This is a genomic window from Sinorhizobium sp. GQ132 (assembly GCF_059758575.1).
Map to the genome: position 1 here is coordinate 287,984 of NZ_JCAXDX010000001.1, position 25,455 is coordinate 313,438.

Consider the following 25,455-nt stretch of genomic DNA (forward strand, 5'->3'; position numbering starts at 1 on the left):
GTGCGCTGGCGCCCGAAGGCTCGGACGCTGAACGCGTCATCCCCGTCGCGCGGTCGGACAGATCAGGAATGGTGTCAGGCATTGTCGTCTCCCGGAAGCATGGATCGGAGCCGCAGGCGGGCGATCCGCTCCACCTCGGCACAGGCCGTTTCAAATTCCTCTTCCTTGGAATTGTCAATGCGCCTCTCGAAAGCGGCGAGGATGTCTTCCTTGGTCAGCCCCTTCACCGCGATGATGAAAGGAAAGCCGAATTTCCTGGTGTAGGTCGTGTTCAGCCCGGTGAAGCGCGCATGCTCTTCGGCGGAGAGCCGGTCGAGACCGGCAGACGCCTGCTCGGCTTTCGAATCGGCCGTGAGCTCGCCGGCCACCGCGAGCTTGCCTGCGAGATCGGGATGAGCCCGCAATACCCGGAGTCGTTCGGCCGGGGAAGCCGCACGGAATGCGTTGCAGAGCGCCGAATGGACATTGCCGGCGGTCAAGCCGGAGGAAGCCGCACGATCATAGGCGCGTTCCGCCACCCAGGGCGAGTGCTCGAAGATGCCGCCGAAGCGTTGGATGAAATCATCGCGCCCCGACATCAGCGCGTACCGTTGGGTTTGTGATGTTCGTACCAGTGGCGCGCGATGTCGATGCGGCGCGGCACCCAGACCTTGTCGTGGGACATCACATAGTCGATGAACCGCGCGAGCGCCGCAGCGCGACCGGGACGCCCGACCAGGCGGCAGTGCAGGCCGATATTCATCATTTTCGGGCTGCCTTCCTTGCCCTCCGCATAGAGCACGTCGAACGTGTCCTTGAGATAGGTGAAGAACTGGTCGCCGGAGTTGAAACCCTGATTGGTCGCGAAACGCATGTCGTTGGCGTCGAGCGTATAGGGAATGATGAGATGCGGATTGCCCGGCGTCAGTCCGGGGACCCAATAGGGAAGCTCGTCGGCATAGGAATCGCAGGAATAGAGGAAGCCGCCCTCCTCCAGTACGAGCTTGAGCGTGTTTGCCGAGGGCTTGCCCTGATAGATGCCGAGCGGACGCTCGCCGGTCAGTTCGGTGTGCAGCCGCACGACCTCGCGGATGTGCTGGCGCTCGATGTCTTCGGGAACGTCCTTGTATTCGAGCCAGCGCAGGCCGTGGCTGGCGATCTCCCAGCCGGCCTCCTTCATGGCGGCGACGGCTTCCAGATTGCGTGCCATGGCGAGCGTCACGCCATAAACCGTCAGCGTCACGCCCCGGCTCGTGAACATCCGCCACAACCGCCAGAAGCCCGCGCGGGCGCCGTATTCGTAGATCGACTCCATATTGAGGTTGCGCTGTCCAGCCCATGGCTGAGCGCCGACGATCTCCGACAGCAGACATTCGGACGCCGGATCGCCGTCGAGGATGCAGCTTTCGCCGCCCTCCTCATAGTTCAGCACGAACTGCACGGCGATATTGGCGTCGCCCGGCCAACGCACCTCAGGCGGCCTGCGTCCATAGCCGACGAGGTCGCGCGGATAGGAATTCTCGGACATGATTTCACCCTTCGACTTTTCCGGAACGGTAGCATCCCGCACCGGATTGTCGAGATGGGAAAAATGGCGATTCCGAAGTTACCGCCCGCCGGGAAGCGAGGCGGTCAGCGCGACCGGCGGCGTGGCCCGAGTGTCGGGGCCGGGGCGCTGCCCGATCGACAGTCCTGCCTTGGCGCGCGGGCGCGCGGAAATCTTTCCAAGCGGATGCTGCGAATGCACGCGCATCGGCGCTCCGGGCTCGTGCTCGATGAACAGAGCGAGGCTGCCGATCAGGAGCGGTTCGGTCAGCAGCGGTTCGAACAATCCGCGCAAGGGGGCCTCAACCCGCCGCCCCACATCGGCGTTCAGGGGGCCGGTCAGCGGCATGTGGAAACGATATTCGTCCATCACATGGGGATCGCCCCAGCGATGCAGATTGGTGAATTGCGGAGCCGTGAGCCTGTCCGGGTCCGCCCGCTCGATATCGTCTTCACTCAGCGGAGCGCGGAACCGGTCCAGCGCCTGCAGGACGCGGGCGGCGAGCAGATGCATCGACTGGCTGGGCACCTCCGGCATCAACCCCCAGCACTGGCTGAGGCGTGCAACCTCCAGCCGCTCGATTTGAAACGGCGTCTCCCCGCTCGTGAAGAGCATCATCGCCTTGAGCAATTGCGCTTCGTCCATATCCGGCTTCAGGCGGAAGGGCGCCATGATCATCGCATGAAAGCCGAAGCGGCGTGGAACGGCCGTGTAGAAGGCCATCTCCGAAACGGCGAGGCCGGCAATCGACGGCAGTTCCACGGCCTCCCCGGAATAGACGCTGCGGCCGAGCCAGCTGGCAGCCGCCGCAGAAAGCGGGTCTCCCATCGGCGGGGTGAAACAGATCGCATAGCGCATGGCGCAAGCTCCGGAAGTCCGTGAAGGCGGAATGGCCCGCATCCCGTTCGAGGTCCAATGGCGGCGTGTTAAGTGATTTGCGTGACAGATTGACGAATTTGGCCGGCCGTAACGGGGTCGTGAAGCCTGCCTCGCCTATCGCAATGCCGCGATATGGTGCGCACAATGGAACGTATCCGGAAGCGCGACGGCTGGACGGCCGGCAATCTCGTCGACCACGGATCGCGCCAGAGCATGCGCCAATCCGAAGCTCACCTTGAAGCCGCCCGTCAACACGAAGACCCTTTCGTGATCGGGGTGACGGCCGACCATGGGTTCGCGCCCCGTAGATCTGGGGCGCAGGCCCGCCCAGCGCTCGACCACCGGAGCGCCGCGCAATGCGGGCGCAAGAGCCGTTGCGCGGGCAAGCAGTGCATCGAGCTGGCCATCGGTGGAAAAGGGTTCCTCGAATCGGTTCTCGCTGGTGCTGCCGACCGCCACGTGGCCGCTTTCATGCGGGACGACATAGAGACCGTCGGCAAAGATGATGGGCAGGGCCGGATCGATGTCGGCGCGCAACAGCGCCGCCTGTCCTTTGACCGCACCGCCGCTCGGCGCCAGCCGCGGCTGGGTCAAACCGTCGATGAAGGAGAAGCTTTCGACGCCCGCGGCGAGGATCAGGCGCTCAAAGGCCAAATCGCGCCCGTCGGCTAGCGCAAGCCGGCCGAGCGCCGGGTCGAGCGAGACGACTTCCGCCCCTTCCTCGCATCGGACATGCGGAAACTGGTCCAAGGCAGCCCGCAGCATCGCAAGCAGGCTGCGCGGCGCCAACCGGGCGGCCAGCGTGTCATTGACGACACCGAAGGGCGCCGCATCGGCGGCCGGCCAACCGACTGCATCGGCATCGCGGACTTGCCAATGGAACGGGCGTGCCGGAGTATGCCAATTCTGCGCCGCATCCTGCTCGCGACCAAGGGCGATCTCCCGCAGATGCGGCTTACCGAGGGGCATGACACGGCCGCAGCGACGATAGCCTGCCGAGAGGCCCGTGGCTGTTTCAAGCTCGGCAATCTCGCCTTCGAGCGACACCAGGGCATCGAACTGGAACTGCTTCTTCTCGTTCCACCGGTCGGGCATATGCGGCATGAGCGCGCCGAGGAGACCGCCACTCGCGCCGGAACCGATCAGCCTGCGCTCGAGGAGCCGCGTCGCGAACCCGGCGCGGGCGGCCATCACGGCGGCCCAGAGCCCCATGACGCCGCCGCCCACGATCAAAACTTCGCACATCGATTGACCTTCCCGGGCCGGAGAATTATCGGGTTCACCATGACAGGAACCGATCCCGGCCAGAGCCCTTCACCCTCGCGGCAAAACCTCGAATGGCACGAGGGCGATATGCCCTATTCGAAGGAATTTGGCGATCACTTTTATTGCCGCACCGACGGACGGCTCGAATGCGGCCACGTCTTTCTTGCCGGCAACCGGCTGCCGGAACGCTGGCAGGCGGGCGGCCCGTTCACGATCGGCGAACTCGGCTTCGGCACGGGGCTCAATTTCTGCGAAACCTGGCGCCGCTGGAAACAATCGCCGGCCGCGGCCAGGAGCCTCCATTTCGTTTCCTTCGAGCGCTTTCCCATGCAAGCGGTGGAGATCGGCCGGGCGCTGGCGCATTGGCCGGAAATCGACGAAGAGCGGCAGGCGCTCGTTGCCAATTGGCCCACGAACCCGGCCGGCCAGATCGACATCGCATTCAGCGAAGAGGTTCGGCTTACCGTGGTGATCGGCACGGCGTTCGACGGCGTGTCAGCCTCCCCTCCGGACTTCGACGCCTGGTATCTCGACGGTTTCGCACCCTCTCGCAATCCGGACATGTGGTCGGAAGAACTCATGCGGCTGGTATTCGACAGGACCGTCTCAGGCGGCAGCTTCGCGACCTATGCCGCAGCCGGCTTCGTCCGCCGCAACCTGGCGGCGGCGGGTTTCACCGTCGAACGTCGTCCCGGCTTTGCCGGCAAGCGGGAGATGCTGCGCGGTGACAAAGCCTGATTTGCCCGAATCCGGACGTGCTTATCCGGGGAAGACTACGGACTTGACCGTCGCGATCAACTGATCGGTCGGAACGGCGACGCAATTGCGGTCGATCTCGGCAAGGGTCTTTTCCTTGACCTGGTGAGAGAGCAGCTTCCTCAGGTCGCCGAGCGTCCTTGGTGCCGCGCAGATCACGAGATTTTCGAAGGCCTGGTCGTGGGCATAGTGGTCGAGCTTCCCGGCGATTTCCACGGCGAAGCGATGTTGCTCCTCGCGTACGGGGTCGCTGCTATATTCCATTGCCGAACGGCCGTGACCGACGGACGAATGGCTGCGTCCGGGTTTGTCGGCCATGATGTCCTGGCGACGCTTGGTCTCGATTTGAAATGTCTCCTCCTCCGGCTGCTGCCTGCCATCCTTCAGCAGGTTGACGTCCTTCACGATGCGCGCCGTGTTTCCATCGGCTGTCAAAATCCAGATCCGGTTCCGCACTATTGTCTCCCCGTGTAGATGGCAGATAGGTTGGCGAGGTTCACGGACAGAACGGCTGAGGCCGCGTCAGGTTCCTTGCCGCCGAATATCTGCGCATGCCGTGTCGCGCGGCCCGCTCGCATCACCAGCCCGTCAGCAGCCGACAATCGGCGAGGTCAAGCGGCTAGATTGTACGCTCAGGCCCTTCTTCTGCAAGGGGAACATAGGTGACGTGCTGCTTCTTTGCCGGCTGTCGCCGCGGATGCCGGCGTGTGGTCCATGCCCTTTCGCCGGGGGCGACGTTTCGCCTGCCGGCGCGACGAGACGGCATGCTTTCGCACCTGCGAAAAGATGCAGCTTGACTTTCCGGCGCAAAACAACGATCTAAGGCCTGCGTCACCTTCCGGCCGCCGCGTGAGCGCGCCCTCGGCATCACTTCGAAGCCGTGAAGAAGGAAAAGCGCGAAACATCGCCGCCCTCCGCGGCAGCACAGGCGCCTGACGATTTTCTATTAACCCACAAGTTCCCAATTCACGCGGGGTTCTTGACGCCAGATGACACCGGAACCGCATCCTGCTGTTCCGGCGAGAGCGTTTGGCGCCCCGAAAGGTATATGCATTGACCACTTTCAAAGAGCTTGGGCTCTCCGAGCACATTGTGGCGACACTCTCCGCCAATGGTTTCGAAAAGCCGACGCCCATCCAGGCTCAAGCCATTCCGCTGGTCCTGAAAGACCATGACCTCATCGGCCTTGCGCAGACGGGCACCGGCAAGACCGCTGCATTCGGCCTGCCGATGATCGAAAAGCTCGTCGCCGATGGCAGACGCCCCGATCCGCGCAACATCCGCGCGCTCGTGCTTGCCCCCACGCGCGAACTGGTGAATCAGATCGCGACCAACCTGAAGCTTTTCGTGAAGAAGAGCCCGCTGAAGATCGGCCTCGTCGTCGGTGGCGTTTCGATCAACAAGCAGACCGAACAGCTCGCCCGTGGCGTCGACATTCTCGTCGCGACCCCTGGCCGCCTGCTCGACCTCGTTTCGCGCAAGGCGGTGACGCTGACCCAGGCTCGCTATCTCGTTCTCGACGAGGCCGACCAGATGCTTGACCTCGGCTTCATCCATGACCTGCGCAAGATTTCCAAGCTGGTGCCGAAGAACCGTCAGACGCTGCTCTTCTCGGCAACCATGCCCAAGCTGATTGCCGAGCTTGCCGGCGAATACCTGACCGACCCGGTCAAGGTCGAAGTCTCGCCTCCGGGCAAAGCCGCCGACAAGGTCGAACAATATGTGCATTTCGTCCCCGGCAAGGACCTGAAGACGACGATCCTGAAGCAGACTCTGACTGCCAATCCCGATGGGCTGTCGCTGATTTTCAGCCGCACCAAGCATGGCGCCGAGAAGTTGATGAAGCATCTCGACCATGTCGGCTTCAAGGCCGCCTCGATCCATGGCAACAAGAGCCAGGGTCAGCGGGAGCGTGCGCTGAAGTCATTCCGCGACGGTGAGATCCGCGTGCTCGTGGCGACGGACGTGGCCGCCCGCGGGATCGACATTCCGGGCGTCACCCACGTCTACAACTACGACCTGCCGGAAGTGCCCGACGCCTATGTGCACCGTATCGGCCGTACGGCCCGCAACGGCCGCGACGGCATCGCGATCGCCTTCTGCGCGCCGGACGAAATCCGCCTGCTCCGTGACATCGAAAAGCTGATGGGCATCCAGATCGCTGTCGCCAGCGGCGAAGCGCCGGCCGACCAGGCCCGCCCCTCCAAGGGCCGTGGCGGCCGCGGCAACGGTCAGCCTCGCGGTAACGGCCAGCCTCGCGGCAATGGCGCAGGACAGCGCCAGGGCGGACCTCGCCGCGATCGGCCGCAGCGCCAGGCGGCAGCGGGCGGATTCGCCGGCGACGACCTGCTGCGCGACGAGCGCTCGCACGAGCGCCGCGACCAGCGCGCTGCCGGGCATGGACCGGCGGACGGAAGGCCGGAAGGCCACCGCAATCACAAGGCGCAGAAGCACCATGGGCGGCCCGGACCGCAGCAGGCCGGCCGCCGCGGAAGCGAACAGTCCGGCGAACGTAATGGCGGCGGCAATCGACCGCAGCGTGCCGACGGTCGCGGCCATCAGCGCTAGAGCACTTCGAGGATAAGTGCGTAGCGTCAAAGACTTAGAATGTTTGGTGCTTCAATGCATTGGACGCTCTTAGGCGCCAAGCGTCGTCGAAACGGCGGGTAGATCCCCGCCGTTTCGACACCCTGCATCACCTGCGCCGGTCAGCCCTTGGGCCTGACGGACTGGTAGATCGCGCTGGTGCCGTCCCTGTTCACCGCGAACACGTCATAGGATGCGCGAGGGTCGTCTCCCATGCCTAGCGATCCGACGGGCATGCCCGGGACCGCGATGCCGGCAATGTCTGGACGCTCGGCGAGAAGCCTTTCGACGGCATCGAGCGGCACGTGGCCCTCCACGTAATAACCGCCGACCACGGCGGTATGGCAACCCTGCATCTCATCCGGGATCGCATGGCGCTGCTTGATCGCAGACAGGTCGTCGACGTTCTCGATCTTTACCTGGAAGCCGGCTCCCTTCATCGCCGCGGCCCACTCATGGCAGCAGCCGCAATTGGGGTCCTTGTAGACGACCATTTCACGCCCGGCTGCCAAGGCTGGCCCGATCATCCAAACCGACGCGGTCGCGGCCGCGGAAATCAGAAACGCTCTTCTTCTCATCGCTGCTCTCCATTGTACGCGTGTTGTGCGGCATTGAAATGGTCGGCTTTCGTCGATGCACCCGGTGAGGGCAGCCGCCAGCCCTTCACGACGCCATAAACGGCCGGAATGACCACCAAGGTGAGGATCGTTGAGGATACCATTCCGCCGATCATCGGGACAGCGATCCGCTGCATGACCTCCGACCCGGACCCGGCCGGACCCGTTCGACCGCCCCGACCATGAGTTGCGGCCGACGATACCGGGCGGTGCGATCGACAGGGCTTCGAGTGCACCCCGTCATCGCGTTCGTCAAACCGCCTGCGCTTCCTTTGCGCTGTCGCTCGCGGCTGTTCCGTTGGCCGGCTTGCGGTTGGTGAGATAGACCCCTGTGACGGCAATTACCGTGCCGATGATCATGGGCCAGGTCAGCGCTTCTCCGAAGAACAGGGCCGCCTCGCCGGCGGCAAGCGGCGGCACCAGATAAATCAGCGATGCCGCGCGCGATACCTGCCCGCGCCGAATGAGATAGAGCAGGAGTGCGATCGCTCCCATCGAGAGGCCCAGCACCGACCAGGCGAGCGCCGCGACAAGTTCGATATTCCAGGTGACCCGCAGGTCCTCGAGCATGAGCGCCAGAGGGATGGTCACGAGGAGCGCTCCCACGTATTGCAACGCTGCAATCGACCGGATGTCGCCAGTCTGCAGGTACCGTTTCTGATAGAGCGTCCCGTAGGTGACGGCGGCCATGCCGAGAACGTTGACGGCCAGCGGCAGCAGGTGGATCGGCGTTGCGGCCGAGTCGATCGCCAGCATTTTCGGCGCAACCGCAAGCGCGATGCCGCAAAAGCCGAGGATAAGGCCCAGCTTCTGCTGGCCCGCCAGCTTCTCGCCGATCAGCCAAGGCGCGATCGCAGCCGTCATCAGGGGTTGCAAGCCGGCAATGATGCCGGAGATCGCCGCGGGCACACCCTGCCCGATCGCCCACCATACGGCACCGAGATAGAGGCCGTGGAGAAAGACGCCGGACACGACGGCATGGCCGATCGCCGTCGCCGAGCGGGGCCAGCGCGCGCCGCTCAGGAGACAGAAGCCGATGAAGAGCAGAATGGCGAAGCTATAGCGCAGCGCCAGGAAGGTCAGCGGATCGGCGAAGATAGCCGCATATTTTGCAACGACCCAGCCTGTCGACCAGAGCAGCACGAAGATGGCCGGGGCCAGGCGGGCGAGCATGAAATCGTTCCTGAGCAAATGGATAGGGGACGATCCGGGCAGGATCGCCGCTGCCGCGATAGAGCGGCGACAGCGCCCGGTCAAAGGAATTTTTCTGATCGATACTATCAGCGAATCGGAATGGCCGCTCCACAACCTGCTGAACGCGTTTTCGCGAATACCATGGGCCTAAAATCCGGGCATCAGCCTGTTTTTTCTGCGCAGCCCGAAGTCCGGGCTGTGCGTGCCGCTGCCCCGGTTTTCGCCCGGAAACGCTGAAAACGGCCGCGCCGCCACCCGCCAAATTCTTCGATCGCAAATGTGCACGCTTCTTGCATTGCACTCTGCGTTGTATTCAAATGGTCGAAAATAAGGGGATCACGCCTTTGGTATTTGACGAAATGATCAATGCGGACAGCAGTCCGCGCCAGCCATATTCGACCTATCATCAATGGTATGCCAGTCAGGACAGAAACCGGCTCATCGCGAAATCGAAGGAAGCCGAAAAGATTTTTCGCAAGACGGGCATCACCTTCGCAGTCTACGGACACGCGGATTCCTCCGAAAAACTGATTCCCTTCGATCTCATACCCCGCATCATCTCCGGGCGCGAATGGCGCCGGCTCGCCCAAGGCATCGAACAGCGCGTCATCGCGCTCAACGCCTTTCTCGACGACATCTATCACAAGCAGGAGATCATCCGCGCCGGTCGCATCCCGCGCGAACTGATCGAGAAGAACGACGCCTTCCTCCCGCAGATGATCGGCTTCCGGCCGCCGGGCGGCGTCTACACTCACATCGTCGGGACCGACATCGTACGCACCGGCGAAGACCAGTACTATGTTCTGGAGGACAATGCCCGCACGCCCTCCGGCGTCAGCTACATGCTGGAAAACCGCGAAACCATGATGCAGATGTTTCCGGAGCTGTTTCACCAGAACCGCGTGCGGCCGGTGGAGAATTATCCCAATCTGCTTCGCCAGAGCCTTTCCTCGCTCGCTCCGGCCGGCTGCGAGGGCAAGCCGCGCGTTGCCGTCCTCACGCCCGGGATCTACAACTCGGCCTTCTACGAGCACGCGTTCCTGGCGGATATGATGGGCGTCGAACTGGTGGAGGGCTCGGACCTGCGCGTCATCGACGGCAGGGTGAAGATGCGCACGACGCGCGGCTACGAGGCGATCGACGTACTTTACCGGCGCGTCGACGACGATTTCCTCGACCCCCTCACCTTCCGCCCGGATTCCGCCCTCGGGATACCGGGGATCATGGATGTCTATCGCGCCGGCAACATCACCATCGCCAATGCCCCCGGCACCGGCATTTCCGACGACAAGGCGATCTATTCCTACATGCCGGAAATCGTCGAGTTCTATACCGGCCGCAAACCCCTGCTCGAGAACGTGCCCACCTGGCGCTGCTCGGAACCGGAGAGCCTCAAATACGTGCTCGAGCATCTCGCCGAGCTCGTCGTCAAGGAGGTTCACGGCTCCGGCGGCTACGGCATGCTCGTCGGCCCGACCGCGACAAAAATGGAATGTGCAGCCTTTGCCGAGAAGCTCAAATCCCGCCCCGGCAACTACATCGCCCAGCCGACATTGTCGCTCTCGACGGTGCCCATCATGGTCAAAAAGGGCATTGCGCCGCGCCACGTCGATCTGCGTCCCTATGTGCTCGTCTCCGACAAGGTTCAGATCATTCCGGGCGGCCTGACCCGCGTGGCCTTGAAAGAAGGCTCCCTGGTGGTGAATTCCAGCCAGGGCGGCGGGACCAAGGATACCTGGGTGCTGGAGGACTGAGGCCATGCTGGGAAGGACTGCGAACGGCCTCTACTGGATGTTCCGCTATATCGAGCGCGCGGAGAACAGCGCCCGCCTCATCGATGCCGGATTGCGCATGTCGCTCACGCGCAGCGAATCGGCCGAAGACGACTGGGACGGGGTGCTGCAAAGCGCGGACGTGCGAGAGCTCTATGACCAGATCCACGAAGGATTGACCAGCGGCGACGCGATCGACTTCCTCCTGCGTGACCGCGCCAACCCGTCAAGCGTGATGTCGTGCATCGAGGCCGGGCGCAACAACGCCCGCATGGTCCGCACTGCGCTCACGCGCGAGACATGGGAAGCGATCAACGAATGCTGGATCGAAATGAAGGGGATCCTCGCCAGGAGGGCAAAGACCACCGACATGCCGGAGATCATCGATACGATCAAACGGCGGGCCGGGCTTATCCGGGGCGCCTTCCACGGCACGATGCTCAGGAACGAGATCTTCAACTTCTCTCGCATCGGCACCTTCATCGAGAGGGCCGACAACACCGCACGCATCCTCGACGTCAAATATTACGTGCTACTGCCGGCAGTCTCCGCGGTCGGATCGTCCATGGACAACGTCCAGTGGGAATCGATCCTGCGCTCGGTCTCCGCACACCGCTCCTATGGCTGGGTCTATGATGCCGAACTCAGGCCCGCAAATATTGCCGACTTCCTGATCGCAAACGGCCGCATGCCGCGCTCGCTGGCCTATTGCTACGACAAGCTCGTCTCCAATCTCGGTTATCTCGCGCGCGAATACGGCGAGCGGCACGCGGCCCACGAGACCGCCGAGCAGACGCTCGGCTTGCTGCGCAGCCAGTCGATCGCGGAAATCATGGATCAGGGGCTACACCAATATCTCAAGGAGTTCATCAGCCAGAACAATCGCCTCGGCCGGGAAATCTCAGATGGTTACCGGTTCTATCAATGAGCTTCAGGGGGCGTAGATGTATCTGAAAATCAGCCACACGACCGAGTATCATTACGACCAACCGGTACAATACGCATTGCAGCGACTGCGCCTTACGCCGGTGAATCTGCCGGGCCAGACGGTGCGGAACTGGAAGACGCTGGTGGACGGGGCAGCCATCGAAGTGAGCTATGACGACCAGTTCGGCAACCGCACGCATCTCGTCAGCGTCGACGCCGATCGAACGACCCTTTGCGTAGAGGCGAGAGGCGAAGTCGAAACGGAAGACCGGGCCGGCGTATTCGGCGCTCACCAGTCCTATGTACCGCTGTGGCTCTACGCCCGCGAAACCCCGCTGACCAAGCCGGGCAAGCGGATCCGCGAGCTCGCGAAAGCCGCCGGAGGCGCCACTGAACTCGAGCGCATGCACGCGCTTATGGCGATCATTCACGAGACCGTACGCTACGAACCGGGCGAGACCCAGGTCGGGACCTCCGCCGAGGAGGCGCTGGAGCGCGGCAAGGGCGTATGCCAGGATCATGCCCATATCCTGATCTCCGCCGCGCGCACCCTTGGCCTGCCGGCACGCTACGTCTCCGGCTATCTCATGATGGAGGATCATCCGCAGCAGACCGCAAGCCACGCCTGGGCCGACGTGCACATTGCAGGCCTTGGCTGGGTCGGGTTCGATCCCGCCAACAAGGTCTGCCCGGACGACCGCTATGTCCGCATCGCCTCGGGACTATGTTACCGCGATGCTTCGCCGGTTTCGGGACTGGTGCACGGTACAGGCACCGAGACCCTGAAGGTGGCCGTGACGGTCGAGCAACAAGGACAGAGCCAAGCTCAGAATTGAAGCGGCCCTTAGAGCACTTCCGGGAGAAGTGTGTAACGGGATTTCCGTCCGCAAGTGCGTCGATCAAAATGGATAGAGCATTTCAGTGTTTCCATTGAAATGCTCTGTTGTGGAAGTACCTGGATCATTTCCCGTTTCATTGAACGCGGGAAAGGATCCAGGCAGGCCTCCAAGCTCCACTTACCGCGATGCAGTCGACTGCAGGATCCGGCAAAGAGCGACCAGTCCCCGGTCATAGCCGCCACTGACGACATCACGGCAGCGCTTCAGTACCGTGCGCCGCTCGTTGGGGGACATGGCGTTGAAAGCTGCGATCGGAGTTTGGCCGGGGTGCCCATCCCACAACTTGTCGAGGCGGCGCAGTACGCAACCGCCCCGTTCGGTGATGAGGTTGCGGCGGAGACTCGTACCCGAACGCTCCGCCGCGGTTCATCGCATCAGTGGCTGTCGCGCTCGACCACCGATCCACGCGCGCCGACAAGGAAGTCCAGATCGGCGCCGGAATCCGCCTGCATTACGGTCTTGAGATAGAGACCGCCATAGCCGCCCGTGAGCGGTTTTACCGGCGATACCCAGGCCGCACGGCGTCGTGCAAGTTCCTCGTCGGAAACATGGAGATGCAGCGTGCGGTTCGGGATGTCGACCTCGATCATGTCGCCATTCTCGACGAGCGCCAGGGGTCCGCCTTCCGCAGCTTCCGGCGCGGTATGAAGGATGACGGTGCCGTAGGCCGTACCCGACATGCGCGCATCGGAAATGCGGATCATGTCGGTGATCCCCTTCTTCAATACCTTCGGCGGCAGGCCCATATTGCCGACCTCGGCCATGCCCGGATAGCCCTTGGGACCGCAATATTTCAGTACCATGATGCAGGTCTCGTCGATGTCGAGATCCTCACGGTTGATGCGTGCGTGATAGTCCTCGATGCTTTCGAATACGACCGCACGGCCCTTGTGCTGCATAAGGTGCGGCGAGGCGGCCGAAGGTTTTAGAACAGCACCGCGCGGCGCCAGATTGCCGCGCAGGACGGCGATGCCGCCCGATTTCGTCAGCGCCTTTTCCCGCGGCAGGATCACGTCCTCGTTGTAGTTCACGACGGCCTTGACGTCGTTCCAGATCGTGTCGCCGCTGACGGTGATGGCATCGTTGTGCAGGAGGCCCATCTCCGCGACCGCCTTGATCACGACCGGCAGACCGCCGGCATAATAGAACTCCTCCATCAGATATTTGCCGGAGGGCTGCAGGTTAACGATGGTCGGCACATCGCGGCCGAGCCTGTCCCAATCGTCCAGCGAAAGATCGACGCCGACACGGCCCGCAAGCGCGAGCAGATGCAGCACCGCATTGGTCGAGCCGCCGACGGCGCCGTTGACGCGGATCGCGTTCTCGAATGCCTCCTTGGTCAGGATGTCGGAGGGCTTCAGGTCCTCCTTGACCATTTCGACGATGCGGCGGCCGGTAAGCTGCGAAATCACCCGGCGGCGCGCATCGACCGCGGGAATGGCCGCATTGCCGGAAAGCGTCATGCCGAGCGCTTCGGCCATCGACGCCATGGTCGAGGCCGTGCCCATGGTCATACAGCTTCCCGCGGAACGGGCCATGCCCTGCTCGGCGTCCATGAACTCCTCCAGCGACATCTCGCCGGACTTCACCATTTCGGAAAACTGCCAGATCGCCGTGCCGGACCCGACGTCCTTGCCGCGCCACTTTCCATTGAGCATGGGTCCGCCGGATACGACGATCGCCGGAATGTCCACGCTTGCCGCACCCATCAACAGGCTGGGCGTGGTCTTGTCGCAGCCGCCGAGCAGGACGACGCCATCGACCGGATTGCCGCGGATCGATTCTTCGACATCCATCGCCGCCAGGTTGCGGAACATCATCGCCGTTGGGCGCAACGTGCTTTCACCGGTCGAGAAGACCGGGAATTCCACCGGGAAGCCCCCCGCCTCGTAAACCCCGCGCTTCACACGCTCGGCGAGGTCGCGCAGATGCGCATTGCAGGGCGTGAGCTCGGACCAGGTGTTGCAGATGCCGATGATCGGCCGCCCGTCGAAGGTGTCGGCGGGAAGCCCCTGGTTCTTCATCCAGGAGCGATGCATGATGGCATTCTTGCCAGTACCGCCGAACCACTCCTGCGAACGGAGCTTGCGCGGCCACTCAGCTTTCTTCTTCATTTCTTCCTTCCTTGCGCCCTGCGCGGGCTGGACATGCCGGCTTTACGCCCGGTTTCTTCAGGCAAGCGTGTAGGCTGTCTTGACGTTGGTGTAGAACTCTGCGGCGTATTTGCCCTGCTCGCGCGGGCCGTAGGAGGAAGCCTTGCGGCCGCCGAACGGCACGTGGAAATCGACCCCCGCCGTCGGCAGGTTGACCATCACCATGCCGGCTTCGGCATTGCGCTTGAAGTGCGTCGCATGCTTCAGGCTGGTGGTGGCGATGCCCGAAGACAGGCCGAACGGCGTGTCGTTGGCAACAGTGAGCGCCTCGTCGTAATCCTTGACGCGGATGACGGCCGCGACCGGCCCGAAGATTTCCTCGCGCGAGATGCGCATCTGGTTGGTCGCCTCGGTAAACAGCGCCGGCTGCAGATAGAAGCCGGGCGTGTCGCGCGAGATCACCTCGCCGCCGAAGGCGAGCTTGGCGCCCTCCTGCTTGCCGATGGCGATATAGTCGGTGTCCTGGTTGAGCTGGCTCTGATCGACCACCGGACCGATATGGGTGCCGGCCTTCAGCGCGTCGTCGACGACGAGACCCTTGATCCGCTCACCCATCGCGGCGACGAACCGGTCGTGAATGCCCTCGGTAACGATGATGCGCGAGGAGGCGGTGCAGCGCTGGCCGGTCGAGAAGAAGGCGGAGTTGACCGCCGCTTCCACGGCGACGGACAGATCGGCATCGTCGAGCACGACGAACGGGTTCTTGCCGCCCATCTCCAGCTGGTACTTGCGGTTATGTTCGACCGAGGCGACGGCCACCCGCTTCCCGGTGGCGGTCGAGCCGGTGAAGGTGATGGCGTTGACGTCGGGGCTGTCGAGCATTGCCTGGCCGACGACGGAGCCCTTGCCCATGACGAGGTTCAGGACGCCCTTCGGCAGACCCGCGCGATGGAGGATATCGACGATCGCCCACGAACAGCCCGGTACCAGCTCTGCCGGCTTGAAGACGACGGTGTTGCCGTAAGCCAAAGCCGGGGCGATCTTCCAGGCGGGAATGGCGATCGGGAAGTTCCAGGGCGTGATGATGCCGACGACGCCGACCGGGTCGCGGGTGATCTCGACGCCGATCCCCGGCCGGACCGACGGGACGACCTCACCCGCAAGACGCAGGGTTTCCCCGGCAAAGAACTCGAAGATCTGGCCGGCGCGCACCGTCTCTCCGATACCTTCGGCGAGCGTCTTGCCCTCTTCTCGAGAAAGGAGGCGCCCGAGCTCGTCCTTGCGCGCCAGGATCTCGTCGGCGGTCTTCTTCAGGATCGCATGGCGTTCGAGAATGCCGGAGCGCGACCAGGCGGGAAAGGCGGCCTTGGCCGCGGCGATCGCGGCTTTCGCGTCTTCGGCGCTGGCGCGTGCATATTCGCCGACGACATCATCGGTGTTCGACGGATTGATGTTCGCAACGCCGTCTCCGCCGACCCATTCGCCGGCGATCAGGTTCTGGTGAAGTGTCATGGGCTTCAGCCTCCTTGTCTTCTTGCCGCAAGCGGCCGCGGTCACTGCCTCGCGCTTGCCATTGGAGATATGTCAGAGCTGGTGGACAGCGACCTCTTCCTCCGCCGCGATCGCCAGCGGATTGCGCAGTGGCAGGCCGAATTCCTTGGCTTCGATCTCGAATACGTCTCCCTCCTCCGTGCGGATGCCGTCGCCGAAAGAGAGCGTCGCCGTGCCGAACATGTGGACGTGGATGTCTCCCGGTGCACGGAAGAGGCCGTACTTGAAATGGTGATATTCGAGATTGGCGAAGCTGTGCGACATGTTCGCCTCACCGGAAAGGAAAGGCTTCTCCCACAGCACCTTGCCGCCCCGAAGGATGCGCGATGCCCCGCGAATATCCTCTGGAGCCGCGCCGATGCGGATTTCCGGTCCGAAGCTCGCCTGTCTGAGCTTCGAATGTGCGAGCCACAGATAATTGACCCGCTCGGTCTTGTGATCTGAGAACTCGTTGGCAACCGCAAAGCCGAGCCGGAAGGGTTCGCCCTTGTCGGAGATCACATAGATGCCGGCCATTTCGGGCTCTTCTCCGCCATCCTCGGCAAAGGACGGAGACACGAGCGGCTCGCCGGGGGCCACAGCCGTGGTACCGTTGCCCTTGTAGAACCATTCCGGCTGCACGCCCTTCTCACCGGACTTCGGCTTGCCGCCTTCGAGCCCCATGCGGAACATCTTCATCGAGTCGGTCAGCGTTTCCTCGGCGGCTTCCGTCGCCTTCTTGTGCATCGCGTCGCGGGTTGCAGCGGAGCCAAGATGCGTGAGCCCGGTCCCCGTCAGATGCAGATGGGCGGGATCGGGATGCGTGATCGGGGAAAGCAGCCGCCCCTGGGAATAGGCTTCCTCGAGATCGATCGTTTCGCCAAGGCCCTTGGCGTCGACGACGTCCCTGAGGCTCCTGCCGCTATTGGCCGCTTCCATCGCCAGAGCATAGACGCTCTCCGCTCCCCTGACGGCACGCGCCGTCTCGCCCGGGGCCCGCACGGCGACGATAACCGAACCGTCTTCTTTCCTGACCTGAGAAATCAGCACGTTCTGTCCTTCCTGATGAATTGGCTCCCACAATGCCTTCCCTTGCGGAAAAGCAACGCTTCGCCCGAGAGGGGCTTACGCCACCCGGTTACGGCAAACATGCCGCGTTTTTCTGTTGCGATCATCGGGGGCCGAGCGGAAGCCGGTCAGCCCTTGCCCTTGTTCTTGTTGTAAACGTCGAAGAACACGGCTGCGAGCAGCACGAGGCCCTTGATCAATTGCTGGTAGTCGATGCCGATGCCCATGATGGACATGCCGTTGTTCATCACGCCCATGATGAAAGCGCCGATCACCGCACCGGTGATCTTGCCGACGCCACCCGAGGCAGACGCCCCGCCGATGAAGCAGGCCGCGATCACGTCGAGTTCGAAGCCGACCCCGGCCTTCGGGGTCGCCGAATTCAGACGCGCGGTGATGATCATGCCGGCAAGCGCCGCGAGCGCGCCCATGTTCACGAAGGCGTAGAAGGTCAGCCGCTCGGTATTGATGCCGGAGAGCTTGGTCGCCTTCTCGTTGCCACCCATCGCGTATATCCGCCGGCCGATCGTCGAGCGCGTGGTGACGAAGGTATAGACGGCGATCAGCACGCCCATGACGACCAGGACGTTGGGCAGGCCCCGATAGGTCGAAAGCTGGAAGCCGAGGAACAGGGCCACCAGGCTGATGACCGCCATCTGGATCGCGAAGAAGGCGAACGGCTCGTTCTCCGTGCCGTGCTGGTCGTTGATCCGGCGGTTGCGAATCCCGGCAAAGATCGCATAGCCGACGAGCAACAGCACGGCGACCAGCGCGACCATGTTCTTGATCGTCTCCGGGCTCGGGTTGAGGAAATAAAGGAAGTCGGGAATGAATCCGGTCGAGAGAATCTGGAAGTCCTTCGGAAACGGTCCGATCGGGCGGCCGCCGAGGACCACATAGGTCATTCCCCGGAACACCAGCATGCCGGCCAGCGTGACGATGAAGGCCGGAATCTTCTGATAGGCGACCCAGTAGCCCTGCGCCGCGCCCATGATGCCGCCGACGATCAGGCAGGCGGGAATGACCACGAAGGCAGGCAAGCCCCATTTGACGAGCATGATCGCCGAAATCGCGCCGATGAAGGCCACGATGGAGCCGACCGACAGATCGATGTGCCCGGCAACGATGATCAACAGCATGCCCAGCGCCATGATGACGATGAACGAGTTCTGCAGCACCAGGTTCGTGATGTTGACGGGCCTGAAGAGGACGCCGTTGGTGACGAACTGGAAGAACAGCATGATGATGACGAGCGCGACCAGCAGGCCGTATTCGCGAATGTTGTTCCTGAGGTAGTCACCGATCGACGGTTTGGTGGTTTCGGTGCTCGTATCGGCGACCATTAGTGTTTCTCCCCTGAACGCATGATGGCGCGCATGATCGATTCCTGGCTTGCTTCCTCCTTGGAAAGCTCGGCCACTATGCGCCCCTCGTTCATGACATAGATGCGATCGCAGGTCCCGAGCAGCTCCGGCATCTCCGACGAGATCATCAGGATGCCTTTGCCCTCGGCCGCGAGCTGGTTGATGATGGTGTAGATCTCATACTTCGCGCCGATATCGATACCGCGCGTCGGCTCATCGAGTATGAGGACTTCGGGGTTGGTGAACAGCCACTTGGACAGGACGACCTTCTGCTGGTTCCCGCCGGAGAGATTGACCGTCTCCTGATAGATCGAATGGGAACGGATGCGGAGCTTCGAGCGATACTCGGCGGCGACCTTGCGTTCCTTGCGCTCGTCGATGACGCCGTTCGATGCGACCGCGTGCAGGTTGGCGAGCGTGGTGTTGTGCATGATGTTGTTGATCAGCACGAGACCGAGCTGCTTGCGGTCCTCCGTTACATAGGCGAGACCGGCCTTGATGGCCTTGGGAATCGTGCTCACGTCCACCGGCCGGCCATGCATCGTCACCTCGCCGGTGATCTTGTGGCCCCAGGACTTGCCGAAGAGGCTCATCGCCGTCTCGGTGCGTCCGGCGCCCATCAGTCCGGCGATGCCGACGACCTCGCCGGCGCGCACCTTGAAGCTGACGTCGTGCAGAAACTGCCGGTCGCGGTGATGCTGATGATAGACGTTCCAGTTCTTCACCTCGAGCAGCGTGTCGCCGATCTTCGGTTCGCGCGGCGGATAGCGGTCTTCCATGGCCCGGCCGACCATGCCGTTGATGATCCGGTCCTCGCTGATGTCTTCCTTATGACAGTCGAGCGTCTCTACCGTTCCGCCGTCGCGCAGGATGGTGATCTGATCGGCAACCTTCTTAATCTCGTTGAGCTTGTGAGAGATGATGATCGACGTCATGCCCTGGCTGCGGAACTCCATGAGCAGCTTCAAAAGCGCGTCGGAGTCGTTTTCGTTGAGGGATGCGGTCGGCTCGTCGAGGATCAGCAGGCGGACTTTCTTCGAAAGCGCCTTGGCAATCTCCACCAGCTGCTGCTTGCCGACGCCGATGTCGGTGATCAGCGTCGTGGGAGACTCGTTCAGGCCCACTTTCTTCAGGAGTTCCTGGGTGCGGGCAAAGGTCTGCGGCCAGTGAATGACGCCCTTTTCGGCCACCTCGTTGCCGAGAAAGATGTTCTCGGCGATCGAAAGCAGCGGAACGAGCGCCAGTTCCTGATGGATGATGATGATGCCGAGCTCTTCGCTGTCCGAGATCGTGCTGAACCGGCGAGGCTCGCCGTCGTAATGGATCTCGCCCTCATAGGTACCGGCCGGATAGACGCCGCTCAGCACCTTCATCAAGGTCGACTTGCCGGCGCCGTTTTCCCCGACAAGCGCGTGGATCTCGCCTTCGCGGACCTTGAACGAGACATTGTCCAGGGCCTTGACGCCCGGAAACGTCTTCGTGATGCCCCGCATTTCAAGAATGATATTGTCCATACTCAGCCATTCCAGCTGCAGTCGGAGAGACTGCAGGCGCTCTCCCGTGCTGCGCGGTTCTTTCGACCGGCTCCGATACGAAATAAAACCACGCGGCGGGCCAAAGTGCTACAGCGACATTGCGACGAGACGCATGCCGCCTGGATTAAGAGGGTGCGCGAGCTTGTCGCGCACCCTCCCGGTTCGCCGCATCAGTTGTTGAGCTGATCTTCCGTGTAGTAGCCGGAACCGACGAGAACCTCCTTGGCATTGGACTTGTCGACGGAAACGGGCTTCAGGAGGTAGGACGGAACGACCTTGACGCCGTTTTCGTAGGTCTTCGTGTCGTTGACCTCAGGCTCCTTGCCATCCATGATCGCGTTGACCATGTTGACGGTGACCTTGGCGAGTTCACGGGTGTCCTTGAAGACCGTGGAATACTGTTCGCCGGCGAGGATCGACTTGACCGACGGCAGTTCGGCGTCCTGACCGGTGACGATCGGCATCGGCATGTCGCCGGAGCCGTAACCGACGCCCTTCAGAGCCGAAATGATGCCGATCGACAGACCATCATAGGGCGACAGAACGCCATCGACCTTCGCGTCGGTATAGGCGGACGACAGAAGATTTTCCATGCGGGCCTGGGCCACGGCGCCGTCCCAGCGCAGCGTGCCGACCTGGTCCATGCCCATCTGGCCGGACTTGACGACGATCTTGCCGCTGTCGATCAGAGGCTGCAGAACGGACATCGCGCCGTCGTAGAAGAAGAAGGCGTTGTTGTCGTCCGGCGAGCCGCCGAAAAGTTCGATGTTCTTCGGCTCGGTGGCACTGTCGAGTTTCAGGCCTTCGACGAGCGAGGTCGCCTGCAGCACGCCGACCTGGAAGTTGTCGAAGGTGGCGTAATAGTCGACATTGCCGGAATCGCGGATCAGGCGGTCATAGGCGATGACCTTGACGCCGGCATCGGCCGCCTTCTGCAGGATGTCGGAGAGCGTCGTGCCGTCGATGGCGCCGATGACGAGAACCTTCGCGCCCTTGGTCACCATGTTCTCGATTTGCGCCAACTGGTTCGGAATGTCATCGTCGGCGAACTGCAGGTCCGGCGTATAGCCGGCTTCCTTGAACAGCTTCTCCATGGTCTCGCCGTCGGAGATCCAGCGCGTCGACGTCTTGGTCGGCATGGAGATGCCGACCATGCCCTTTTCCTGGGCGACTGCCGGCGCGGCGAAGCCAGCGACCGTGATCGCCGCAGCCGCGAGAAGCGAAGTAAAGAATTTCATCAGATCTCTCCCTGAGTGTTGAACCGGCAGGCACGGGGCCTCCGTCTATGCGCAGCGACCACCGTCGCGAGCGTGACCCCCGGCGGTGGTTCAAGATAAAGGAAGCCCTCCCCGTCTTATCATACTCCCGCATGCGCTGGCGCATATGCTGGGAAACTGGAATCAATTGCCATAACTGTCAAATACAATATCGCTTTGCATGCATACCAAAATTGATATATCGCTCTAAAAGAGTGTGATTTTTGAAACTCTTGAAAACGGAACCCAATGCGATGCTCGATGGCAGGCAGAATGCAGCCGGGCTTACGGGAGAACTGCTGGAGACGGGGCTTTTCCGCTCCGGCTTGAAGATCAACCACTTGCGGCTCATCCTGGCGATCGACGACCATCGGCGCATCAGCGCCGCGGCCGACTCGCTTGGGATTTCGCAGCCGGCAGCCTCACGCATGCTGGCGGAGATCGAAGCGATCGTGAAGGCGCCGATATGCGAGCGGGTGGCGCGCGGCGTCGAACTGACCCGCTACGGCGAGGCGCTGGCACGCCGGGCCCGCACCATCTTCCTCGAGTTGCGCGAGGCTGCGCGCGAGATCAACGAGCTGAAGACCGGCAGCGGCGGGTCGGTTTCGCTCGGATCGGTCACCGGCCCGGGGCTCAATCTCGCAGTGCCGGCGATCCGCCAGGTGTCGACGGCCTATCCCGGCATCGAGATCAACGTTCAGATCGACAACAGCAACGTGCTGACGCGGGAGCTTCTGGCGGCGCGGCACGATTTCATCGTCGGGCGGATCCCCGACGACCTCAATCCGCGGCTGTTCAACCTGGTCGAAATCGGTTTCGAGGAGGTCTGCCTCATCGTCCGGGAGGGCCACCCGCTGTTGGACAAGGCGTCGGCCAGCGCCCACGACCTCCCAGGCTACGACTGGGTGTTCCAGCCGCCCGGTACACTGCTTCGACGCGCGGTCGAAGACAGTTTCGCTTCCGCCGGCGTCCGGCTTCCGGCGACGGTCATCAATACTTCATCGACCATCCTGACGCTGTCGATCGTGCGGAACACCAATGCGATCGCTCCCGTTGCGCTCGACGTCGCCAGGCTGGTCGCGGGCAACGGCACGGAAGCCGGCGAGATCCGGATTTTGCCGACCGAATTTGCGATCCGCATCAAACCCTATGGGCTGATCACCGCCGAAGGTCGGGCCCTCCCCCCGAGCGCAAAGCTGCTTTACGATCTGATCCTGAAGCAGAGCAGGGCGTGATCAGGTCCGCATAATCTTGATATCGCAAGCTCCGGCCAACTCAGTGCCTGTCCGGAGAGACTTGATGTTCGGCATGTCGGTATTCCACTCGGTGCTCGAGCGCCTCAAGGCCGAGCAGGACGACGGGCTGTCGGACGAGGCCAGCGACGGATGGCGGGGCACCGCCATCGGCGCGGCGCCGGGCTTCGTTGCCGAAAACGCGGCCCACACCTGGGCATCCCGCAGCGCGGTGGAGCAGGCCTATCGCGCAGTGGCGGCGGAGGAACGATCCGAACCGTTCTCCATGCCCGATCATCTGAAGCGCACAGGCCTTGCGGAGGTCGCCTCCGAGCTCGCGCTGGGCGAAACGGAAACCGCGCTGACGCTCGCCGCCAAGCGGAGGCGTTTCGCCGCGGCGAATCATCCCGACAGGCTGCCGGTGGAAGCGCGGCTCAATGCGACCTTGCGCATGAAGCTTGCTAACATGCTTATCGACGAGGCTTTGAGGCGGATCGAAGGGCGGAAGGTGACTGGATAAGCGTCAGTTCGTTCCGTCGGTGGTGTCGCCGGCGGCTTCGCCTTTGCTCTGGCTCTCCTCCTTCGGTCGGTAAAAGAGGAGAAGGGACGCGCCCGCATAGGCGGTCACGACCATAAAGATCGTCCCCCACATCACCTGCCCGCCGTAGAATTCCACCGCCGTCCACACGGCGCAGAACACGATGATCAGCAGCCGGATCCACAAGGGACGATAGAAGGGGTGATCCGGATCGATGAATTTGATCATCCTGGTTCCTCTGGGAGACTTGATATCGAATTCATCTACTGCACATTTCCGCAATGAGAGCAAATGCAGCAAAAGCGCGCAGAGATCTGCCGTTCGGCGGCGCAGAACGAAGCGGACGATTTCCGCATTTCCGCTGCTCGTAACAGAGCGGCACTTCAAATCGTTGGCAAACGGGCCTATAAGCTAGACAGGCTAGCTAGGTTGGAGCAAAATAATGGATTGGCAGCTGCAGGACGCGAAGAACCACTTCTCGAAAGTGGTGCAGAAGGCGCGCAACGAAGGGCCGCAGATCGTCACGCTGCGTGGCGAGCGCACGGCCGTGGTGCTGTCCGCCCGCGACTATGACGCTCTGCGCGCCGGCCGGCCGACCCTGGTCGACGATCTGCTTGGCGGTCCCCCTTGGGACGATGAGCTCGCCGATGCCATCGAAGCGCGCGCCAAAACGCCGAGTCGCGGCGTGGCCTTCTGATGTATCTGGTTGACACCAACATCGTTTCGGAGGCGCGACGCGGCACGCCGCAGGCGCTGTCCTGGTTGCGTTCCGTCGATCCGCTCAGCATCCATCTGAGTGCCCTGACCCTTGGCGAGATCATGCGCGGCATCGCACTGAAACAGAAGTCGGATCCGAAGGCTGCCGCTCACCTCACCGAATGGCTGCGCAAGCTGCGCCACGACCATGGCGACCGCATCCTTCCGGTGACCGACCAGATCGCCGTCGAATGGGGCCGCATCGCCGCGATTCGGTCGCGTGGCGATATTGACGGGCTCCTCGCCGCGACCGCGATCGTCCACGATCTGATCCTCGTCACGCGCAACGTCAGGGATTTTGAAGACACGGGCGCGTCCGTGATCAATCCTTGGGAGACACCGGCGTGAGCGGCTCGGCAACGGGCCGCCCGCAACCGCCAGAAGCCGGTCTCTCCCGGCCGGACCTCTTTCGCTCGATCAGGGCCGGGGTGAGGACTTGGGGCCGGACCGGTGAACCGACCGCGGTTGACACTTGACGGCGCCAAGCCGATTGGAATAAATATTCCGCATAGGCAATAATTAGCCGTTTCATTCCAGTTCCTCCGCGGATGGCCCGCGACGCCTTTGCGCGATGAGCGTCAATCATCGTGTGCCAACCCGGTCGCGCACCGGAATTCAAGGACGACAGTGATGACAGTGAGATTTGGTCTTCTGGGCGCCGGGCGTATCGGCAAGGTTCATGCGAAAGCCGTCAGCGGCAATGCCGATGCCCGCCTCGTCGCGGTGGCGGATGCCTTTCCGGCCGCCGCGGAAGCGATCGCCGGCGCCTATGGCTGCGAAGTCCGGACGATCGATGCGATCGAGGCCGCCGGCGACATCGACGCCGTGGTGATCTGCACGCCGACGGATACCCATGCCGATCTGATCGAGCGCTTCGCCCGTGCCGGCAAGGCAATCTTCTGCGAGAAGCCGATCGATCTCGACGTCGAGCGCGTCAGGGGCTGCCTGAAGGTCGTATCCGAGACCAAGGCCAAGCTGATGGTCGGCTTCAACCGTCGTTTCGACCCGCATTTCATGGCCGTACGCAAGGCGATCGACGACGGGCGCATCGGCGAGGTCGAGATGGTGACGATCACCTCGCGCGATCCCGGTGCGCCGCCGGTCGACTACATCAAGCGTTCGGGCGGGATCTTCCGGGACATGACGATCCATGATTTCGACATGGCGCGTTTCCTGCTGGGCGAGGAGCCCGTTTCCGTCACCGCGACTGCGGCCGTGCTCGTCGACAAGGCGATCGGCGAAGCCGGCGACTATGACAGCGTCTCGGTCATCCTGCAGACGGCATCCGGCAAGCAGGCGATCATCTCGAACTCGCGCCGCGCCACCTATGGTTACGACCAGCGTATCGAGGTTCACGGCTCCAAGGGCGCCGTCGCCGCTGAAAACCAGCGCCCCGTTTCGATCGAGATCGCGACCGGCGAAGGCTACACGCGCCCGCCGCTGCACGATTTCTTCATGACGCGCTACACGGAAGCCTACGCCAACGAGATCGAAAGCTTCATCGCCGCAATAGAAAAAGGCGCCGAGATCGCCCCGTCGGGCAAGGACGGCCTTGCCGCGCTGGCGCTCGCCGATGCGGCAGTCCGCTCCGTTGAGGAAAAGCGCCAGATCAGCATCGCCTGACGACCTGCCGCCCTATTGAAAAGACAGGCCGGGCGGTGC

General features: G+C 62.8%; 25 protein-coding genes and 1 pseudogene. 11 read left to right on the forward strand and 15 right to left on the reverse strand.

The features are described 5' to 3' along the window. Positions 1-74: 74 nt before the first annotated feature. From uraD to AC6CIG_RS01245, 4 genes are all read right to left on the reverse strand, one after another. The gene (gene uraD / locus AC6CIG_RS01230; protein ID WP_102762480.1) at positions 75-578 is read right to left on the reverse strand and encodes a 2-oxo-4-hydroxy-4-carboxy-5-ureidoimidazoline decarboxylase; all 504 of its coding nucleotides are present in this window, start codon (positions 576-578) and stop codon (positions 75-77) included. Next, a complete protein-coding gene (gene puuE, locus AC6CIG_RS01235; protein ID WP_102762479.1) occupies positions 578-1,507 on the reverse strand; it encodes an allantoinase PuuE in 930 nt (309 codons plus the stop codon). The genes uraD and puuE overlap by 1 nt, the downstream gene beginning before the upstream one ends. Before the next feature lie 78 nt (positions 1,508-1,585). After that, the gene (locus AC6CIG_RS01240) at positions 1,586-2,383 is read right to left on the reverse strand and encodes a DUF1045 domain-containing protein (protein WP_102762478.1); all 798 of its coding nucleotides are present in this window, start codon (positions 2,381-2,383) and stop codon (positions 1,586-1,588) included. A 135-nt stretch (positions 2,384-2,518) separates the two neighbouring features. Further along, positions 2,519-3,649, reverse strand: coding sequence for an NAD(P)/FAD-dependent oxidoreductase (locus AC6CIG_RS01245; RefSeq protein WP_102762477.1), 1,131 nt, complete (start codon positions 3,647-3,649; stop codon positions 2,519-2,521). Positions 3,650-3,688: 39 nt separating this feature from the next. On the opposite strand from AC6CIG_RS01245, the gene mnmC2 reads away from it, so the two are divergent. Beyond that, positions 3,689-4,408 (forward strand): tRNA (5-methylaminomethyl-2-thiouridine)(34)-methyltransferase MnmC2, encoded by a 720-nt coding sequence (mnmC2, locus tag AC6CIG_RS01250; RefSeq protein WP_102762476.1) that lies wholly within the window; start codon positions 3,689-3,691, stop codon positions 4,406-4,408. 21 nt (positions 4,409-4,429) lie between these two features. On the opposite strand, the gene AC6CIG_RS01255 is transcribed toward mnmC2, so the two are convergent. Then, the gene (locus tag AC6CIG_RS01255; protein WP_102762475.1) at positions 4,430-4,882 is read right to left on the reverse strand and encodes a host attachment protein; all 453 of its coding nucleotides are present in this window, start codon (positions 4,880-4,882) and stop codon (positions 4,430-4,432) included. A 597-nt stretch (positions 4,883-5,479) separates the two neighbouring features. Between AC6CIG_RS01255 and AC6CIG_RS01260 the strand changes: the two genes are divergently transcribed. Next, positions 5,480-6,994: a DEAD/DEAH box helicase gene (locus tag AC6CIG_RS01260; protein WP_102764509.1), complete on the forward strand. Its 1,515-nt coding sequence runs from the start codon at positions 5,480-5,482 to the stop codon at positions 6,992-6,994. A 140-nt stretch (positions 6,995-7,134) separates the two neighbouring features. Here AC6CIG_RS01260 and AC6CIG_RS01265 read toward each other — a convergent pair whose 3' ends face one another. From AC6CIG_RS01265 to AC6CIG_RS01275, 3 genes and pseudogenes are all read right to left on the reverse strand, one after another. Then, positions 7,135-7,590 carry a DUF411 domain-containing protein gene (locus AC6CIG_RS01265; protein ID WP_100670080.1) on the reverse strand — a complete coding sequence of 152 codons (456 nt, stop codon included), beginning with the start codon at positions 7,588-7,590 and terminating at the stop codon, positions 7,135-7,137. Next, positions 7,587-7,784, reverse strand: a pseudogene (locus AC6CIG_RS01270) (efflux RND transporter permease subunit); the annotation flags it as partial. The gene AC6CIG_RS01265 and the pseudogene AC6CIG_RS01270, both read right to left, overlap by 4 nt. A gap of 97 nt (positions 7,785-7,881) precedes the next feature. Then, entirely contained in the window at positions 7,882-8,802 is a 921-nt protein-coding gene (locus tag AC6CIG_RS01275) for a DMT family transporter (RefSeq protein WP_102762473.1), read from the reverse strand. On the opposite strand from AC6CIG_RS01275, the gene AC6CIG_RS01280 reads away from it, so the two are divergent. The 4 genes from AC6CIG_RS01280 to AC6CIG_RS01295 all read left to right on the forward strand — a co-directional run bounded on the left by AC6CIG_RS01280 (position 8,801) and on the right by AC6CIG_RS01295 (position 12,358). Continuing rightward, positions 8,801-8,974: a hypothetical protein gene (locus tag AC6CIG_RS01280; protein WP_018098312.1), complete on the forward strand. Its 174-nt coding sequence runs from the start codon at positions 8,801-8,803 to the stop codon at positions 8,972-8,974. The genes AC6CIG_RS01275 and AC6CIG_RS01280 overlap by 2 nt on opposite strands. Positions 8,975-9,182: 208 nt before the next feature. Then, on the forward strand, positions 9,183-10,577 hold the full coding sequence (locus AC6CIG_RS01285; RefSeq protein WP_164866842.1) for a circularly permuted type 2 ATP-grasp protein: 1,395 nt from the start codon (positions 9,183-9,185) through the stop codon (positions 10,575-10,577). Between the two features lie 4 nt (positions 10,578-10,581). Beyond that, positions 10,582-11,523 (forward strand): alpha-E domain-containing protein, encoded by a 942-nt coding sequence (locus AC6CIG_RS01290; RefSeq protein ID WP_102762471.1) that lies wholly within the window; start codon positions 10,582-10,584, stop codon positions 11,521-11,523. Between the two features lie 16 nt (positions 11,524-11,539). Next, positions 11,540-12,358, forward strand: a complete 819-nt coding sequence (locus AC6CIG_RS01295) for a transglutaminase family protein (protein WP_102762470.1) — start codon at positions 11,540-11,542, stop codon at positions 12,356-12,358. A gap of 437 nt (positions 12,359-12,795) precedes the next feature. Here AC6CIG_RS01295 and araD read toward each other — a convergent pair whose 3' ends face one another. The 6 genes from araD to chvE all read right to left on the reverse strand — a co-directional run bounded on the left by araD (position 12,796) and on the right by chvE (position 21,249). After that, a complete protein-coding gene (gene araD / locus AC6CIG_RS01300; protein WP_018098306.1) occupies positions 12,796-14,535 on the reverse strand; it encodes an L-arabinonate dehydratase in 1,740 nt (579 codons plus the stop codon). A gap of 57 nt (positions 14,536-14,592) precedes the next feature. Further along, a complete protein-coding gene (locus tag AC6CIG_RS01305; RefSeq protein ID WP_102762469.1) occupies positions 14,593-16,026 on the reverse strand; it encodes an aldehyde dehydrogenase family protein in 1,434 nt (477 codons plus the stop codon). Positions 16,027-16,098: 72 nt separating this feature from the next. Further along, positions 16,099-17,094, reverse strand: coding sequence for an AraD1 family protein (gene araD1 / locus AC6CIG_RS01310; protein WP_102762621.1), 996 nt, complete (start codon positions 17,092-17,094; stop codon positions 16,099-16,101). A 146-nt stretch (positions 17,095-17,240) separates the two neighbouring features. After that, positions 17,241-18,455: a multiple monosaccharide ABC transporter permease gene (mmsB, locus tag AC6CIG_RS01315; protein WP_018098303.1), complete on the reverse strand. Its 1,215-nt coding sequence runs from the start codon at positions 18,453-18,455 to the stop codon at positions 17,241-17,243. Further along, the gene (mmsA, locus tag AC6CIG_RS01320; RefSeq protein WP_018098302.1) at positions 18,455-19,990 is read right to left on the reverse strand and encodes a multiple monosaccharide ABC transporter ATP-binding protein; all 1,536 of its coding nucleotides are present in this window, start codon (positions 19,988-19,990) and stop codon (positions 18,455-18,457) included. The genes mmsB and mmsA overlap by 1 nt, the downstream gene beginning before the upstream one ends. Positions 19,991-20,181: 191 nt before the next feature. Continuing rightward, entirely contained in the window at positions 20,182-21,249 is a 1,068-nt protein-coding gene (gene chvE / locus AC6CIG_RS01325; protein WP_100670072.1) for a multiple monosaccharide ABC transporter substrate-binding protein, read from the reverse strand. 272 nt (positions 21,250-21,521) lie between these two features. On the opposite strand from chvE, the gene AC6CIG_RS01330 reads away from it, so the two are divergent. Next, on the forward strand, positions 21,522-22,502 hold the full coding sequence (locus tag AC6CIG_RS01330) for a LysR family transcriptional regulator (protein WP_100670719.1): 981 nt from the start codon (positions 21,522-21,524) through the stop codon (positions 22,500-22,502). Positions 22,503-22,566: 64 nt separating this feature from the next. Next, positions 22,567-23,019, forward strand: a complete 453-nt coding sequence (locus tag AC6CIG_RS01335) for a hypothetical protein (RefSeq protein ID WP_102762468.1) — start codon at positions 22,567-22,569, stop codon at positions 23,017-23,019. A gap of 3 nt (positions 23,020-23,022) precedes the next feature. Here the strand turns inward: AC6CIG_RS01335 and AC6CIG_RS01340 are convergent, their stop codons facing one another. Further along, the gene (locus AC6CIG_RS01340; protein WP_026168958.1) at positions 23,023-23,265 is read right to left on the reverse strand and encodes a hypothetical protein; all 243 of its coding nucleotides are present in this window, start codon (positions 23,263-23,265) and stop codon (positions 23,023-23,025) included. Positions 23,266-23,479: 214 nt separating this feature from the next. Between AC6CIG_RS01340 and AC6CIG_RS01345 the strand changes: the two genes are divergently transcribed. From AC6CIG_RS01345 to iolG, 3 genes are all read left to right on the forward strand, one after another. Further along, positions 23,480-23,734, forward strand: a complete 255-nt coding sequence (locus tag AC6CIG_RS01345) for a type II toxin-antitoxin system Phd/YefM family antitoxin (RefSeq protein WP_018098297.1) — start codon at positions 23,480-23,482, stop codon at positions 23,732-23,734. After that, positions 23,734-24,141, forward strand: coding sequence for a type II toxin-antitoxin system VapC family toxin (locus AC6CIG_RS01350; RefSeq protein ID WP_102762467.1), 408 nt, complete (start codon positions 23,734-23,736; stop codon positions 24,139-24,141). The genes AC6CIG_RS01345 and AC6CIG_RS01350 overlap by 1 nt, the downstream gene beginning before the upstream one ends. A 282-nt stretch (positions 24,142-24,423) precedes the next feature. Then, positions 24,424-25,416, forward strand: a complete 993-nt coding sequence (gene iolG, locus AC6CIG_RS01355; RefSeq protein WP_102762466.1) for an inositol 2-dehydrogenase — start codon at positions 24,424-24,426, stop codon at positions 25,414-25,416. The last annotated feature ends 39 nt before the right edge of the window (positions 25,417-25,455 follow it).

Coding starts and splice junctions, on each gene's coding strand:
- AC6CIG_RS01240 (WP_102762478.1), bottom strand. CDS start 2,383: ATGCGCTATGCGATCTGTTTCACCCCGCCGATGGGAGACCCGCTTTCT.
- AC6CIG_RS01350 (WP_102762467.1), top strand. CDS start 23,734: ATGTATCTGGTTGACACCAACATCGTTTCGGAGGCGCGACGCGGCACG.
- mmsB (WP_018098303.1), bottom strand. CDS start 18,455: ATGGTCGCCGATACGAGCACCGAAACCACCAAACCGTCGATCGGTGAC.
- AC6CIG_RS01265 (WP_100670080.1), bottom strand. CDS start 7,590: ATGAGAAGAAGAGCGTTTCTGATTTCCGCGGCCGCGACCGCGTCGGTT.
- mnmC2 (WP_102762476.1), top strand. CDS start 3,689: ATGACAGGAACCGATCCCGGCCAGAGCCCTTCACCCTCGCGGCAAAAC.
- AC6CIG_RS01345 (WP_018098297.1), top strand. CDS start 23,480: ATGGATTGGCAGCTGCAGGACGCGAAGAACCACTTCTCGAAAGTGGTG.
- AC6CIG_RS01295 (WP_102762470.1), top strand. CDS start 11,540: ATGTATCTGAAAATCAGCCACACGACCGAGTATCATTACGACCAACCG.
- puuE (WP_102762479.1), bottom strand. CDS start 1,507: ATGTCCGAGAATTCCTATCCGCGCGACCTCGTCGGCTATGGACGCAGG.
- AC6CIG_RS01290 (WP_102762471.1), top strand. CDS start 10,582: ATGCTGGGAAGGACTGCGAACGGCCTCTACTGGATGTTCCGCTATATC.
- AC6CIG_RS01245 (WP_102762477.1), bottom strand. CDS start 3,649: ATGTGCGAAGTTTTGATCGTGGGCGGCGGCGTCATGGGGCTCTGGGCC.
- AC6CIG_RS01305 (WP_102762469.1), bottom strand. CDS start 16,026: ATGACACTTCACCAGAACCTGATCGCCGGCGAATGGGTCGGCGGAGAC.
- AC6CIG_RS01340 (WP_026168958.1), bottom strand. CDS start 23,265: ATGATCAAATTCATCGATCCGGATCACCCCTTCTATCGTCCCTTGTGG.
- iolG (WP_102762466.1), top strand. CDS start 24,424: ATGACAGTGAGATTTGGTCTTCTGGGCGCCGGGCGTATCGGCAAGGTT.
- chvE (WP_100670072.1), bottom strand. CDS start 21,249: ATGAAATTCTTTACTTCGCTTCTCGCGGCTGCGGCGATCACGGTCGCT.
- AC6CIG_RS01285 (WP_164866842.1), top strand. CDS start 9,183: ATGATCAATGCGGACAGCAGTCCGCGCCAGCCATATTCGACCTATCAT.
- uraD (WP_102762480.1), bottom strand. CDS start 578: ATGTCGGGGCGCGATGATTTCATCCAACGCTTCGGCGGCATCTTCGAG.
- AC6CIG_RS01280 (WP_018098312.1), top strand. CDS start 8,801: ATGAAATCGTTCCTGAGCAAATGGATAGGGGACGATCCGGGCAGGATC.
- AC6CIG_RS01335 (WP_102762468.1), top strand. CDS start 22,567: ATGTTCGGCATGTCGGTATTCCACTCGGTGCTCGAGCGCCTCAAGGCC.
- araD (WP_018098306.1), bottom strand. CDS start 14,535: ATGAAGAAGAAAGCTGAGTGGCCGCGCAAGCTCCGTTCGCAGGAGTGG.
- mmsA (WP_018098302.1), bottom strand. CDS start 19,990: ATGGACAATATCATTCTTGAAATGCGGGGCATCACGAAGACGTTTCCG.
- AC6CIG_RS01275 (WP_102762473.1), bottom strand. CDS start 8,802: ATGCTCGCCCGCCTGGCCCCGGCCATCTTCGTGCTGCTCTGGTCGACA.
- AC6CIG_RS01330 (WP_100670719.1), top strand. CDS start 21,522: ATGCTCGATGGCAGGCAGAATGCAGCCGGGCTTACGGGAGAACTGCTG.